Annotated in this window: 14 protein-coding genes and 1 tRNA gene; 5 read left to right on the top strand and 10 right to left on the bottom strand. The window is 57.2% G+C overall.

The genetic code is table 11. The features are described 5' to 3' along the window. Window positions 1-70: 70 nt before the first annotated feature. Complete coding sequence (locus PYR65_RS13220) at window positions 71-445, bottom strand: DUF4864 domain-containing protein (protein WP_276121057.1); 375 nt, start codon at window positions 443-445, stop codon at window positions 71-73. Window positions 446-783: 338 nt separating this feature from the next. Here PYR65_RS13220 and PYR65_RS13215 point away from each other — a divergent pair, with 338 nt between their 5' ends. Next, window positions 784-1,254: a hypothetical protein gene (locus PYR65_RS13215; RefSeq protein ID WP_276118327.1), complete on the top strand. Its 471-nt coding sequence runs from the start codon at window positions 784-786 to the stop codon at window positions 1,252-1,254. 320 nt (window positions 1,255-1,574) lie between these two features. On the opposite strand, the gene PYR65_RS13210 is transcribed toward PYR65_RS13215, so the two are convergent. Continuing rightward, window positions 1,575-2,948 (bottom strand): ISNCY family transposase, encoded by a 1,374-nt coding sequence (locus PYR65_RS13210; RefSeq protein ID WP_276118326.1) that lies wholly within the window; start codon window positions 2,946-2,948, stop codon window positions 1,575-1,577. 238 nt (window positions 2,949-3,186) lie between these two features. Here PYR65_RS13210 and PYR65_RS13205 point away from each other — a divergent pair, with 238 nt between their 5' ends. Then, the gene (locus tag PYR65_RS13205; protein ID WP_276121056.1) at window positions 3,187-4,131 is read left to right on the top strand and encodes a phosphoribosylaminoimidazolesuccinocarboxamide synthase; all 945 of its coding nucleotides are present in this window, start codon (window positions 3,187-3,189) and stop codon (window positions 4,129-4,131) included. A gap of 10 nt (window positions 4,132-4,141) precedes the next feature. On the opposite strand, the gene PYR65_RS13200 is transcribed toward PYR65_RS13205, so the two are convergent. From PYR65_RS13200 to PYR65_RS13165, 8 genes are all read right to left on the bottom strand, one after another. After that, complete coding sequence (locus tag PYR65_RS13200; protein WP_276118325.1) at window positions 4,142-4,981, bottom strand: MBL fold metallo-hydrolase; 840 nt, start codon at window positions 4,979-4,981, stop codon at window positions 4,142-4,144. A gap of 1 nt (window position 4,982) precedes the next feature. Then, on the bottom strand, window positions 4,983-5,762 hold the full coding sequence (locus PYR65_RS13195; protein ID WP_276118324.1) for a TatD family hydrolase: 780 nt from the start codon (window positions 5,760-5,762) through the stop codon (window positions 4,983-4,985). 12 nt (window positions 5,763-5,774) lie between these two features. Then, on the bottom strand, window positions 5,775-7,325 hold the full coding sequence (gene metG, locus PYR65_RS13190; RefSeq protein WP_276118323.1) for a methionine--tRNA ligase: 1,551 nt from the start codon (window positions 7,323-7,325) through the stop codon (window positions 5,775-5,777). A gap of 136 nt (window positions 7,326-7,461) precedes the next feature. Continuing rightward, window positions 7,462-8,505: a DNA polymerase III subunit delta' gene (locus tag PYR65_RS13185; RefSeq protein ID WP_276118322.1), complete on the bottom strand. Its 1,044-nt coding sequence runs from the start codon at window positions 8,503-8,505 to the stop codon at window positions 7,462-7,464. Beyond that, entirely contained in the window at window positions 8,502-9,203 is a 702-nt protein-coding gene (tmk, locus tag PYR65_RS13180; protein WP_276118321.1) for a dTMP kinase, read from the bottom strand. The genes PYR65_RS13185 and tmk overlap by 4 nt, the downstream gene beginning before the upstream one ends. Window positions 9,204-9,356: 153 nt before the next feature. Further along, a complete protein-coding gene (locus PYR65_RS13175) occupies window positions 9,357-10,511 on the bottom strand; it encodes a D-alanyl-D-alanine carboxypeptidase family protein (RefSeq protein ID WP_276118320.1) in 1,155 nt (384 codons plus the stop codon). A 101-nt stretch (window positions 10,512-10,612) separates the two neighbouring features. Further along, window positions 10,613-11,647 (bottom strand): septal ring lytic transglycosylase RlpA family protein, encoded by a 1,035-nt coding sequence (locus tag PYR65_RS13170; protein WP_276118319.1) that lies wholly within the window; start codon window positions 11,645-11,647, stop codon window positions 10,613-10,615. 257 nt (window positions 11,648-11,904) lie between these two features. After that, entirely contained in the window at window positions 11,905-12,138 is a 234-nt protein-coding gene (locus PYR65_RS13165; RefSeq protein WP_276118318.1) for a hypothetical protein, read from the bottom strand. A 222-nt stretch (window positions 12,139-12,360) separates the two neighbouring features. Here PYR65_RS13165 and PYR65_RS13160 point away from each other — a divergent pair. The 3 genes from PYR65_RS13160 (at window position 12,361) to PYR65_RS13150 (ending at window position 14,680) form a co-directional block, all read left to right on the top strand. Then, window positions 12,361-12,450, top strand: a tRNA-Ser gene (locus tag PYR65_RS13160). Window positions 12,451-12,834: 384 nt separating this feature from the next. Continuing rightward, the gene (locus PYR65_RS13155; protein WP_276118317.1) at window positions 12,835-14,187 is read left to right on the top strand and encodes a site-specific integrase; all 1,353 of its coding nucleotides are present in this window, start codon (window positions 12,835-12,837) and stop codon (window positions 14,185-14,187) included. Between the two features lie 73 nt (window positions 14,188-14,260). Beyond that, window positions 14,261-14,680, top strand: coding sequence for a hypothetical protein (locus PYR65_RS13150; RefSeq protein ID WP_276118316.1), 420 nt, complete (start codon window positions 14,261-14,263; stop codon window positions 14,678-14,680). Window positions 14,681-14,758: the final 78 nt, after the last annotated feature.

Here is a 14,758-nt window from a genome sequence, read left to right as displayed (position 1 = left end):
ACGTCATGTCTAAGGGAGCGCGTGTCTCAACGTCAATGCGTTGTCCCGCAGAGGGTGTACTTTCCGCTCTTTAAATCTCAGGCCCCGGCGCCTGTTGCAGCATCTGCACGCCGTTGATCCTGTAGCTGCCGTCGGGTTGCTTGACGAGGAAGTACAGTGCCGTCCAGTCCTTGCCGCCTGGCCCTGAAATCAGAACCTCCTGCACGATGGTATCGCCATCGATCTTGCTGCGTCCAAAGGCGAAGTTGCCGGGGCGGTAGACCGGCGTATAGCCGCGCTTGACCATCTCGAAAAAGATGCTTTTGTCCGGAAATTTCTGCCGGATCTGCGGCGAGGCAAAGGAATAAGCCGTTTCGGCGTCATCGTTGAGAAAGGCCTGGATCTGGTTTTGAATGATCGATTGGGCGGTATCGACAGGCTCCGCCGCAAGCGCCAGCGGCTGCATGGCGAAGAGGACGGCAATACATGCGCAGGCTCTGAACGTCCGGATCATTCCCCGTCTCCTTGCTGGCTATCAGAAGAATTAGATACGTGTGCCGGTCGCAAATGGTTTCGGAAAGAAAAATCGGTGGATAGAATTTTAAATTTATATAACAAAAACAAATAAATGCATTAATTTATTCGTGTAGAAATCAGGATATAAGACTGTAGAAACTTATTGCGTCGTGGTTCTGGATGCCCAAATGCCCCACCGGTCCTTCATTCTGCCCTATATCATGGCAGAATGCACGCCGATCGGCCAGAGCGCATGTTGGCACCAATAGGCCGAGCGGAGTGTGGCCCATGAACTCAAAACCGATTGAAATCTATCATCCACGCACAGTGTCACATTTGGGCCTTTGGGATATGGCCAGTCTGCAGTTTAAAATCTATGGCCTCGTTGCGGATAATCGCCGCATCGACCAAGCCATGCTCAGCCTCGCACAATCTTTCGTCCAAGCCGAGGTTCTGCCGCGTGTGGCAGACGAGGGCGATGACAATGGCATGGGCTTCGTAATCATTCACCCCGGAGAATCGGGCGTGACGGTTTCAGCGCACTGGTGGATACTGGGATCGGTTCTGTGTCAGCACAACTATCGAAAACCCTATGCTGCCGCCCAACCCCTGGATACGTTGAAAAGACCGGTGATCGGCTGCGTTTGGGAACTGGCTTTGATCCATGCGGAGCAAGAGGCTTGGCGGCGGACGATGATGAAGGCCGAGCCCAATCCATCCGGCTACATGACGAGCCGCGCTGATTTCGACGCTGCGTAGTGGCAGACGCTCACAATCCCAGCGGCGGGCATATGTTCGGTAAACGCGGGGAGTGTGACACTCTAACTTTGCAGAAACAGGACACTTCAACTTTGCGGCTACAGACATTGTGGCGGCAGGATTGAAATGTCCGTTTGTGTGCAAAGTTAAAATGTCACTTTGGGCGCATCTGCATCCGTTTAGAAATGCGACGCTCGGTATGTCCAGGTGTGCTGAGGCAAGCCCCCGACCGGACCGGCTGGGCCGGGTTGCAAGGGAAGGGCGGGGGCGGGTGAGACGCTGCCCTTCGGCTTTAGCTTTAAGACGATCCGATCGGTCATTCACTCGGCAGCTTGCTGCCGCAACAGGGCCTTCTCACGTCGCGCAATGACTGCCGGATCGTTCATGGAATCCGTGCGTCTTCCGGGTTTGCGACCTGTCGGCTTGTAGCCGTTCTTGTCGCTATTTGTCTTCACGGCCGGCGTTACCTTCTGGTCCTGGCGCTCTTTGACATAGGCCAGCACTTCGCCGAGCCGCTTGTTCTCGGTAATTGCCGCATGCGTTACCCGTTGGTCCTTGTCGAACACCGTATAGGGTAGGGAATGTCCCTTCCAGCGCACATCGAGCCGCCCATCCGCATAGGCATAGGTCTCGACGTAGCGGCCCACCAGCCCACACGTCATCTCGGTCTCCTCCAGCATGATCCGCTTGCGTTCAAACGAAAACGTCAGCTGCGATCCGACATAACGCTGCTCGCGCTTGCACAGGATCTTGGCCAATCGATCCGGCACCAGATTCAGCGGCCGGTGCAAATCATCGGGTCGGGCAGGGACGATTGCAAAACGCGCGTTGTAGTTCTCCATGAAGCCCGGCAAGAACGCATTGCCAGCCTCCATGCTGTCGATGCCGGAAAGCCGCAACTCCTTGACCAGACGGTCCTGCAGCGTCCGGTTCATGCGCTCGACACGACCCTTGGCCTGGCTGGAATTTGCGCAGAGAATCTCGATGTTTAGCTCACACAGCGCACGCCCGAACTGGGTCATGCCCTGGCCGCCCTTGGCATCCTTCTTCGCCACCCGGAATACCGAATGCTTGTCGGAATAAAAAGCAATCGGCGCACCGTGATCCTGCAGATAGAGCTCCAGTGCCTCGAAATAGGTAAAGGCACTTTCCGAGCGCACAAAGCGCAACTGCATCAACCTGCCGGTCGCATCATCGACGAACACCAGCAGCGAGCACGGCGGTCCGCGATCCTCAAACCAGCGATGCGCCGACCCGTCGATCTGCACCAGCTCGCCATAGGCTTCACGCCGCCGCCGCGGCTGATGGAACGTCCGCCGCTGCTTGCGCGACAGCCACAGTCCGGCCTCAGACATCCAACCGCGCAGCGTCTCGCGCGACACACGCAGACCATCCCGCTCGGCAAGCTTCTCCGCCGCCAAGGTCGGTCCGAAATCCGCATAGCGTTCGCGAACCAGCGTCATCGCATAATCCCGGACACCGTCGCTGATCCGGTTGTTCGACGGCCGGCCGATCGCCTTGTGCCGGATCGACGCCGCACCACCAGTGCGCATACGCTCCAGCAGCCGGCGGATCTGGCGCTCGCTCAGATCAAGCACATGTGCCGCCGATACCAACGTCATCCGGCCGGCAACAACCTTCGACAAAACCTCGATCCGCTGCAGATCGCGCTCGCTCATCGCTATCAATCCCATCTGCTCGTCTCCGCGTTATCAAACGCGGGGAGTGTGACACTCTAACTTTGCAGAAACAGGACACTTCAACTTTGCGGCTACATATATCTATCACATAAGATAGATTATGGAACTAAGCCACATCAGAAACCACGCCACCAGCTGCATTCCAGCTTGCCCCGTCTTGACCTTGCCACGCTCCAAGGCTTAAGCGATACCGGTCTCCACCGTCAGCGAAAGACCGGACCCGATGAGCGATTTGCGCATTCTTTCAGATGCTTTCATTCCCGAATTGCCAGGACGCTACAATGGCAAGGTGCGCGAGAATTATGATCTGCCGGATGGCAACCGCATCATTATCGCGACGGACCGGCTGAGTGCCTTCGATGTCATCCTGACGGCCATCCCGTTCAAGGGCCAGGTTCTGACCCAAACGGCGCGGTACTGGTTTGAGGAAACCGCTGATATCTGCCCGAACCATGTCGTATCCTATCCGGATCCGAACGTCGTCATCGGCACCAGGCTGGATATCCTGCCGGTCGAGATCGTCGTGCGCGGTTATCTTGCCGGCACCACCAGCACGTCGATCCTGACCAAATACCGCAATGGCGAGCGCGACATGTACGGCATCCACTTGCCGGACGGTCTGAAGGACAATGAGAAGCTGCCGCAACCGATCATCACGCCAACCAGCAAGGCGTTCGACGGCGGCCATGACGAGCCGCTTTCAGCCGATGAAATCCTGTCGCAGAAGCTTTTGACCGCCGAACAATGGGACACCGTTTCGCGCTATGCCTTGGCGCTGTTTGCGCGCGGTCAGCAGCGCGCCGCCGAGCGCGGCCTCATTCTTGTCGATACCAAATACGAATTCGGCACCGACAAGGACGGCCGCATCGTGCTCGCCGACGAAATCCACACGCCCGACAGCAGCCGCTACTGGATCGCCGAAAGCTATGCGCAGAGTTTTGAAGCCGGCGCACGGCCGAAGAGCTTCGACAAGGATTTTGTGCGCGCCTGGGTGACCGAACGCTGCGATCCCTACAAGGATCCGATCCCGGAAATTCCGGCCGATCTCGTCGAACAGACGTCAAAAGTCTATATCGAAGCCTATGAGACGATCACCGGCCAGCGTTTCGCGCCAGACCTTTCCGGCACCACTGTTCTCGATCGCATCAGAGGAAATCTTCAGCCATATTTCAGCTGATGCCGTCAATTCACCGGACGTCATCGGCGGCTTCGCCGCTGACGTCGAACTCCAGCCGCATGCCGTCATAGGCCGGCTCGATATGATCGGCCGTTTCGCGCATCACCGTCGCGTAATCCAGCGGCGTATGCATATGGGTGAGCACGGCGCGCCTCGGCGAAAACCGTTCGATCCAGCCGAGTGTCTGTTCCAGCGACAGATGGCTCGGGTGGAATTTGTACTGCAGCGTGTCGATCACCAGCATGTCCAGCCCCGTGAGCTTGCCGATCGTGTCCGGCGGGAAATCGTTGACATCGCTGCAATAGGCAAAACCGCCGATGCGAAAGCCCATCGACATGATGCTGCCGTGGTGTTGAAGCACCGGCTGCAGCCGGATCGTGCCCCCGGCCCCGGTAATCGCCACGGGTGCCAGCGACGGATCGATAATGTTCGGCTCGACGATCGGCGGATAGTTGCTGCCCGCCGGCGTCTCCATGCAATAGCCGAACCCCTCGCGGATGCGCTCCATGGTCGGCGCATCGGCCCAGATCGGCATGCGTCTGCCGGTGGATTGCACATAACCGCGCAGATCGTCGATGCCGTGAATATGATCGGCATGCGGGTGCGAATAGAAGACCGCGTCGATAGTCTTGACGTTCGCTGCAATCATCTGCTCGCGAAAATCCGGTCCGGTATCGATCACGACGGTGGTCGTGCCGCCGTCGGCGCCGGTCTGTTCGATCAGCAAGGCAGCGCGGCTGCGGCGGTTTTTCGGGTTGGCGGGGTCGCACGCGCCCCAGTCGCCGTTGATGCGCGGCACGCCGGGAGACGAGCCGCAGCCAAGGATGGTGAAGACCCGCCTCACCGCCATGTCAGAGTCTCGGCATTTTAGAAAAGACGCGGAAAGCATTCTCTGTCGTGATCGCAGCAATCTCGTCGGTGGAAACGCCGATGGTTTCGGCCAGAACCTTCGCGGTGTGCGCCACATAGGCCGGCTCGTTGCGCTTTCCCCGGAACGGCTTGGGCGCCAGATACGGAGCGTCGGTTTCGACGATCATCCGGTCATGCGGAACGGTCTTGGCGATCGCGCGCAGTTCCTCCGATTTCGGAAAGGTCAGGATGCCGGAAAACGAGATATAGCCGCCGAGATCGACGCCAACCTTGGCGAGATCCGGGCCGGAGGAGAAACAATGGAGCAGGAAAGGGAAGGCCCCCTTCCCTGTTTCCTCGGTCAGGATTGCGGCCATGTCGTCGTCGGCAGAGCGGCTGTGAATGACCAGCGGCAGCTGGGTTTGCCGGGCAGCGGCAATATGGCGGCGCAGACCGGTCGCCTGCGCGTCGCGCGGCGCGTTGTCATAAAAATAATCAAGCCCGGCTTCGCCGATCGCAACCACTTTCGGATGTGCCGACAGGCGCACCAGATCGTCCGCCTCGATATCCAGTTCCTCATCGGCATTGTGCGGATGCGTGCCGACCGAACAGAAGACGTTGGCATAGGTCTCTGCAATCGCAAGGATCGTGTCGAACTTCTTCACGCGCGTCGAAATCGTGATCATCTGGCCGACGCCGGCAGCGCGCGCGCGCGCGATGATCGCATCGCGCTCAGCGTCGAAATCCGGAAAATCCAGATGGCAATGGGTGTCGATCAGCATGACGGGCCGTCCTTAAGCTTCCGGCGGCACATAGCGTGGGAAAACCGGCTTGGGGGCTTCCAGCGCCGTTCCGGCCACCAGCCGGCCTGCTTCACCAAGGGACGCGAAGCTGCGCTGATCTGCGGGGATCGCCACGAGATCGAGCAGCCTTCCCGATGATTCCGGCATGAAAGGCTGCAGCAGAATGGCGATCTGGCGCACGACATCGGCGGTGACATAAAGAACGGTCGCCATGCGCGCCGGGTCGGTCTTCTTCAACGCCCAGGGTTCCTGGCCTGCAAAATACCGGTCGGCTTCCGAGACGACGGCGATGATCGAGGCCAGTGCCCGGTGGATCATCAGCGCATTCATGTCGTCGCGGGTCGAGGCATGCAACGCGTCGGCGGCAGCCAGCATCGCTTTGTCTTCGTCGCTCAGGGCGCCGCATTCAGGGATCTGGCCCTCGCAGTTCTTGACGATCATCGACAGCGAACGGCTGGCCAGATTGCCGATGCCATTGGCCAGATCGGAATTGATGCGGGTGGCGATCCCCTCCTCGCTGTAGCTGCCGTCCTGGCCGAAAGAGACTTCGCGCAGGAAGAAATAGCGGATCGGGTCAAGCCCGAAATGCTCCACCAGATTGACGGGATCGACGACATTGCCGAGCGACTTCGACATCTTCTCGCCCTTGTTGAGCAGGAAGCCGTGGGCAAACACCTTCTTCGGCAAGGGCAGGCCGGCGGACATCAGGAAGGCTGGCCAGTAGACGGCGTGGAAGCGGATGATATCCTTGCCGATCATGTGGATATTGGCCGGCCAGAATTTGGCGCGCGGGCCTTCCGGATCGGTGAGGTAGCCGGTCGCGGTGATATAGTTGGTCAGCGCATCGACCCAGACATACATGACATGGCTGGGATCATTGGGAACGGGAATGCCCCAGTCGAAGGTCGTGCGCGACATCGAGAGATCACGCAGGCCGGATTTCACGAAGGACATCACCTCGTTGCGGCGCTCAGCCGGGCCGATAAAGTCCGGATTGTCTTCGTAATGCTGCAGCAGCCTGTCTTGATAGGCCGACAGCTTGAAGAAATAGCTGGCTTCCTCCACCCATTCGACGGGTGAGCCCTGCGGCCCGTAGCGCACGCCGTCCGCGCGCACTTCCGTTTCGCCTTCCTGGTAGTATGCCTCGTCGCGCACCGAGTACCAGCCGGAATAGCTGTCCTTGTAGAGGTCGCCGGCATCGGCCATACGGTTCCAGATATTTTGGACGGCCTCATGATGGCGCGGTTCGGTCGTGCGGATGAAGTCGTCGTTGGACGCGTTCAGCAGAGCGCCCATGCTCTTGAATTCGGCCGAGTTGCGGTCTGCCAGTTCCTGCGGGCTGATGCCTTCCTTGCGCGCCGTCTGCTGCATTTTCTGGCCGTGCTCGTCGGTTCCCGTCAGAAACAGGACGTCGCGCCCCTCCAGCCGCTGGTAGCGCGCCATAGCATCGGTCGCGATCAGCTCGTAGGCATGGCCAATATGCGGCTTGCCGTTCGGATAGGAGATCGCGGTGGTGATGTAGAAGGGAGACGTATCGGTCATGATCGGGTTTCGGCCTGTGTCTGATCTTTTGGTGTCTGGCTATTAGCGCATCCAACGGCGGGATGAAACAGTGCGCGCCTAGAAAAGCTGCCCGGTTCTACCGCACTGGCCCTGCGCATACTGGCAGAGTGAACGTCTAGGCCATGGCGCGGGACGCTGCCCTGAGATCGTCCAGAATCGAGAGAACAGTCTGCTTTCGATCCAGATTATAGGCCTGCGCCACGGTGATCCGCTCTGTCACGCTGCTCGATAGGCGCGCAAACCGGTCTGCCCTTCCAATATCGCCGGAATGCGCAGCCTGGCGCGCTTCGCTCATCATATGGCCAGTGACCAGCGCCATGAAGAACGCAAAGATCGTTTCGCTGTCCTTGCCCGCCAGAACGTCGGCCAGCTTGTGCATATCCTTGCGGATACCAGGCTCCTGACCGGCCAGAATGGCCTCGAACGTCGCCATGATGTCAAGGCCGCCATAATTGATCAGCTTCAACGCCTCCGACACGCTGCCATGCGCCGATGCCAGAACCTTTTGCCCATCCGGTCCGGAAAGGTCAAAGCCGAGATGGCTCATGGCAGCGCGCATCGCATCCGGCGCCAGTGGTTTCAGTTGCAGCGGCAGGCAGCGCGAACGGATGGTCGGCAAAAGCTTGCCCGGCGCATGCGTCAGGACCAGGAATAGCGAACGCTTCGGCGGCTCCTCGAGAATTTTCAAGATCGCATTGGCAGCGTTGCGGTTGAGGTCATCGGCGGGATCGACGATGACGATCCGCCAGTTTCCAGTGCCGGATGTCTGCGAAAAAAACTTGCCGGCCCGGCGCACTTCATCAACGGTAATGGCGCTTTTCACCTTGCCGGTCTTTTCATCGACAGGCCGTGTGAGGTGCAAAAGATTGTGCGAGGCACCCGAAGCCATCTGGCGGCTGACGATCGAATTTAAATCGGGATCGCCAAGTTCCGCCGGTGCGGATGCCGGATCGGGATGGGTCAGCACATGGTTGGCAAAGCGGAAGGCGAGCGTCGCCTTGCCGATGCCTTCCGGCCCTTCGATGAGGATGGCATGATGCCCCTTGCCCGATCGGTAGCTTTGCGCCAGAAAATGCTCCGGCTCCTCATGGCCGAACAGGCGCATGTTTTCGGCCGGAGAAATGGCGCCGTCCAGAACGTCAAACCTGTCCGTGCTCATTGTGCCGCTTCCGTATCCGGCCCATTGCCCGATCCGGGCAGCAAGGGCTCGATGATGACAAGCACGGCAGCGGCGATGTCGCTGGCGGAGGCGGCCGCATCGACCACATGGCACCGCGCCGGGTCGGCGCTGGCGATATCAAGGAAGGCCTCGCGGCGCTTTTCATGGGTTTCGAGCTCTTCCTTCTCGAAGCGGTCGAGCTCGACTTCCTGACCTGTCAGGACTTCCGCCGCCCCTGCCCTTTTTCTGACGCGCTCAAGGCCAAGTGCTGCGGGAAGATCGAAAATGATCGTGCAATCGGGCGCAACGCCGTTGATCGCAACGCGCTCCAGCGCCTCGATAAAGCTGGGTTCAAGATTGCCGGTCACGCCCTGGTAGACACGCGAGGAATCCATGAAACGGTCGCAGAGGACGACAGTCCCCTTCAAAAGCGCCGGCCGGATGATTTCCTCGACATGGTCGCTGCGGGCGGCCGCAAACAGGATTGCCTCCATACGCACGCCGAATTCCTGGGCGGCACCCGATAACAGCACGTGCCGCACGGCTTCCGCGCCGGGAGAGCCACCGGGCTCGCGCGTCGTCAAAACAGCATAGCCGCGCTCGCGCAACGCATCGGCCAGCAGCCGGATCTGGGTGGATTTGCCAGCCCCCTCGCCGCCTTCGAATGTAACAAACACACCTGTTCCGACAGACACCATGAATTCCCGTAGGTCATTTTTCCATTGAACATCCAAGGGATGTCCGCGCCGCAGCTTGCCTCAGCCACCAGAGCCGATGGCGAATGCAAAGCGGGCACCGGGTTTGTGTAGCTGATTGTGTCCAGCGGCGAAACCGCTGGCCGCGTCATTTCATCAGAGCCAGAAGAACAGCAATTCCTGCAGCGCATCCAGCGCCCGGCCCGAAAGGGTGCCCTGGCCAATGGCCGCACTGGTTTCGACCGGCACTTCGCGCAGCAACCGCTCGCCGCTCCAGATTTTGAGCATGCCTGCCTCCCTGCCCGCCTCCACCGGCATGGCAAGCGGCCAGCGATAGATCACCTTGGCCGAAAGCCGCTCCGGATTGTTGACCGGCACAAGTACGTCCACAGCACGGGCCGTGACCAGCTGGACATGCGAAACCGCGCCACCATAGACACTCGCCTCCCCGACGCTATCGCCGGCTTCAAACAGCCGCTTTCGTTCAAAGGCCGTCATCGACCAGTCGAGGATCTTGCGCGTTTCCTCGACGCGTTCCTTATCCGTGGCAAGACCACCAAGCGCCAGAAACACGCGTCTAGCGTCCTTCTGCATGGTGGCGACCATGCCAAAGCCGAACCCTTCGGCAAACCCGGTGGCAAATCCATCGACGCCGATATTGGCCGAGATCAGCGGCGTGCGGTTTCGCTGGAGGATCCTGTTCCATTCGAATTCGCTCTGGGAATAGTATTTGAACAGGTCGGGATAAGTGCTCTGGATATGTTGGGCGAGCAGCGCCATGTCGCGCATGGTGGTTTTGTTTTCCGGATCAGGCAGGCCGGTGGCATTGTGGAACACCGAGCGGCTCAAGCCCAGTTCACGGGCGCGCTCGGTCATGCGCTTGGCGAACGCCTCCTCGCTGCCCATCATCCCTTCTGCAAGAATGATGCAGGCATCATTGGCCAACTGGACGGTCACGCCCTGAATGAGATCGGCAACGCGGACGCGCGATTTCAGCGCTGCAAACATCGTCGATGTGCCCGATGGTGCGCCACCGGTTCGCCAGGCATGCTCGGAAACGGGAAATTCGGTATCGAGCGTCAGTTCGTTCTTGCCGATCGCATCGAAGACGACTTCCATCGTCATCAACTTGGCCAGAGACGCCGGTGGAACAACGGCGTTTTCATCCCTGGCAAACAGGACCGTGCCGGTCTCGGCATCGATCAGATAGACCTGCTTCGCCTTGGTCTCAAAGGCCTGCGCCAGAGCCGCCATGGGCGCGCTGACAATCAGCACGAGAGCAATGAAAACCGAAACCAGCCGTATATGCATTCCAAACTCCGGTGCCTTTCCCGGCAATAGCAGCCGGGCCACCGGTGATCAATCGCGAAGGATCGGGATGAGACGTTAGAGCCTCATTGATCGTACGAGTTCTAACGCAGGACGGTCTTGCGCTTGGCGTATTCGACGATCGAATTCGGCGTCAAAGGGTTTTGATCAACGAGAATGGCATCGAAGGCGGTGTCGGAATCGCTGACACGCGCTTCGACATAGGCGGCCGCGTAGGCCATATTGCCATTCGGCATCGGGATATAGTCCGGCCGTTCGCGCGGGATCGGACCGATCTCCGGCAGCATTGCGAAGGCATCAAGCCCTGCCGATGACGCACGCGGCGTTGCAGCTTCGGCGAGCGCCGTAACCGGCACGCCCATCTCCATGTTGGATTTCGACGGTATGGTCAGCGTGCCGAGATTGCCAGCCTGTTTGCGCAGCGGCTCGTTCGACGCGACCATGACACCGGAGGCGATCTGGCCTTCTGGGAATGCGTTCGGGCTGCGGTCACCCTTCTTCACATAGGATGCCATTAGATAGGGCATGTCATTGCCCTCGAGCGGCGCCTTGCCGATATACTGGACGCGAACCTGGGCACTGCCCTTGCGCTTCATATCGAGAAAGTCGGCTGTCTTCGACGAGACGTCGATGATCCGCCCGTATTCATAGGGACCGCGATCATTGACCCGGACCACGACGGAAGTGCCGTTTTCAAGATTGGTGACGCGGGCATAGCTTGGCAGCGGGAAAGTCGGATGGGCAGCCGACAGATGATATTTGTCGTAGACTTCGCCATTCGCCGTCAGGCGGCCATGGAACGCGGAGCCATACCAGGACGACATGCCGGTCTTGTTATAGCCGAAATCCTCTTTCGGCTGGTACCACTTGCCCTTGACCTGATAGGCCTTGCCGACCTGATAGCGGCCGCCGCCCTTGGGAACGCTCTTCCCCTCGGCGACAACGCGCGGACTGGCCTTCACGCCGTAGATCGATTCAGCAAAATATTCCTTGCTGCGCGGCTTGCCCTTAGCGACGCTGGTCGTCGATCCGCAAGCCGTCAGCCCGACGCAAAGCATCGGGATGGCTGCAACGCGCAATCCCTTGAAGAAAAAAGCCGCCGTCAGATTGGAAGTCATGTGCCCCACATCGCCATTCGCATAAGCCGTACGCAGTCTCTTCGCGCGTTTGCCTCCGCGAAAGGTCCGGCGTCCCGAAATGTAACAGTCGATTAATCATGACAACAACGTGGCGAAAATGCGAATGGTTAACCGTGCTGGAATGAAACAATTGGGATTATGGTTAGCGAATAGTTAATGCACGATCCTGCAGGTCCGATCAAATGAAGCTTGAAAGCGCATGTAATGGCTGAATTAAAAACGAAGAATACGCTGTCCTAGCAGACATAATCGATGATGTCATAGCGGATACCGACAATGGTACCATCCATGTCGCGAATGAATGTGGATAAATACTGCGGCTCGGGTGGTATGCAGACCGGACCGCTCACCTGCTGGTGGTCTGCAACTGCGACCGCTGCCATGTCCACCATGTTATCGCCATCGGCCTCAAGCGCCGCATAACTCGGTGCAACCAGCATCGTAGCAGAAACCAAAATCGACAGGCTCACAGTCTGAAATGTCCTCACCATCGCCATCGCCTTTCTTTGAAACATCAGTCAAAAAGCGGCGAGCGAAGAATTGTTCCCGGTCTGCGACCGCGCTGGCGCCCCTAGACCGGTTGACGTCCGCAATCGGCAAGCTATAAAGCGAGCCGTGACAGGCTGATGTCCAAAAATTTGCCCGGGAAACCACGACCCGCCAAACCGGCATCACACTATAAGCCTTCATCAGGAAGAGTGTCCGAGTGGTTTAAGGAACCGGTCTTGAAAACCGGCGTGCGGGAGACCGTACCGTGGGTTCGAATCCCACCTCTTCCGCCAAAAAATGCCCCCCAATTTCGTAAAAATAGCAAGCAATAACAATGGCTTAAAAATTTTAAGTCTGCAGAATTGTTGCATTCCTGATGCATCAACTATGACATTTTGCGCCCGGTTTTCCCTCATCCCATCGCCCATCTCTGCGTTCGCCCCAGTGTGGTGCGGCGATTCTGTGTGTCCGAGTTGAAATGATTACAAAGTGTATAGTTCAAGTATTAGGGAATTTGATTTAATTACAAAACGCGCTATCTCCTTTTGTAATTAAATCAAATCAATAGAAATTCAGAAAAAGTAAGTGAGTCTGAAAATATTTGTTGACAACATCGAAAGGCATGAAATATGAACCCGATAGTTGTTAAAAGAAAACCCAAAAAACGGAGAAGCCGATTGGAAATGAAGCATGTTGAGATTCGTGGCGACACGTACTACTTCAGGATTGCAGTACCAAGGCACCTTTCTGAGAGTAATACGTTCGGAAAACGAAAACATTTCTGTGAGTCGTTAGGTGTGAAAATCACCGATGAGAATGCTGAAGCGAAAGTGCTTGGTAAGGTGCTTTTGCTTCGCAAGAAATATGACGCGATGTTCGGTAGGAATGAACCAAGCGCTGAAGATTTCAACCTTGCCGCTTTTACCGCTTTTGCGAAGTCATTCCTTGGCGGCAATTACACTGCCGCCACAAAAGCGGCATCCGCCCAAGAATTCGTCGAGTTGGTGGCAGACCGTGTCGAGAAATTCGAGAAGATCGACAAACCTTCCGAAACCATCGTTGCTGTCGTGTCTGGTGGACTCGCCCTACCCGCGCTCACCATGTCTCAGGCATTGGAACGATACCGGGAATTGAGTTCCGAGAAGTTCGGATTGAACACCGACAAGCGGGCGAGTTACAAGAAGTGGCGTCCATTCGTTCAGGCTGTCGACGAATGGAATAGCGCAATGGGCAAGAACCATGATGTCACAAAGCTAAAGGATGCCGACACTTGGGGATATAAGGAAAAGCTTGTTGAGCTAATTGCCGCTAAGAAATTCGACCTTGCCAGTGGTCGCAAGAAGATCATGTGGCTTCGCCTGATCACCGCCAAGGTCTTGAAAGTCGATTACGGAATTAAGACCAGCCCCTTCGACAGCGTAGAGTTTGAGGGCACAGCCAAGAAGGGTAAGCGTCCGGGCTTCACCAATGAGGAGTGCAAGGCGGTTCTTGATCGGATCATCAGCGGCAAATCGAGCGACGATCTAAAGGCACTCAACGTCATCTCATCAATGACCGGCGCTACCTGTAAAGAGCTTTGCCTTCTTACGAAATCTGACATCCACTTGAATGAGGCGATCCCCTATATTTCCATCCGCCCCAACGAGTTGCGAGATACGGTCAAATCAAATGGCGACAGAATCCGAGACATCCCGGTGTTCGGTGCTGCCTTGGAATGGCTAAAGAAGTTCCCCGATGGTTTCGAGCGCTACCGACGCCACAACGGAAGCGAAGCCCTCAGTGCGGCGTCGAACAAGATCATCGATACGGTCGCTGAAGGCAAAACATTCTATTCATACCGGCATCGTCTTGCCACGGCTCTGCGCGGGTCCAAATGCGGTGACAATCTTAAGAACAGCATTATGGGTCACAGCAGCCGTGGATTCGAAATGCACTATGGTGAGACCTTCCCGCTCGAAAACAAGCTTGAAGCACTCATGAAAGCACTGGCTGAAACCCCTGAACAGGAAGTTCAGAAACAAGCCGCTTAACATCAACCAAATGCCTTGGACGCGAAGAATTTACATTATGAAAGAAAAGGCATTCCCATAAAGGAAAACGGGAATGCAAAAGTACACATTTAGCGAAGTCATGACGAACCCAAAGAAGCAACGGGAATTTCTCAAACAGATTGACCGGATCATCGCATATGCACGGAAGTACGGTTACGTCGAAGCTGTGATTGCCTACTCCGAAAACCGCAAGATGCTTGTTGAGGCAATTGAACTTTTCTCACCAGCCAAAGAAGAAACCATTGCGATCATCCACGCGGATTACGAAGAGTACCAACCGGAGACGTTTCGCGGATACACGGTCAACAGGAATGGGCGCTTCCAGACCTTGGATGAGGCTGTTGAATACGCCGCATCGATTGCCGACCGGGTCATGACATCGTCAACGGTCGATAATTACGAATACGACTTGGACGACCAGAGGAAGAAAGCGCACCGCTCGCGCAACTCGACCAGTGCCGTAATTCATTGATATTGTTATATAATACAGATTGATTCATTGGATCGATACAATTTTGAACCGACGATAATGACAATGAGGAAGGACTAC

The organism is Pararhizobium qamdonense, from assembly GCF_029277445.1.
GTDB classification, from domain to species: domain Bacteria; phylum Pseudomonadota; class Alphaproteobacteria; order Rhizobiales; family Rhizobiaceae; genus Pararhizobium; species Pararhizobium qamdonense.
Note: the sequence above shows the minus strand (reverse complement) of the source record. Positions and strands in the feature narration are given on the sequence as shown.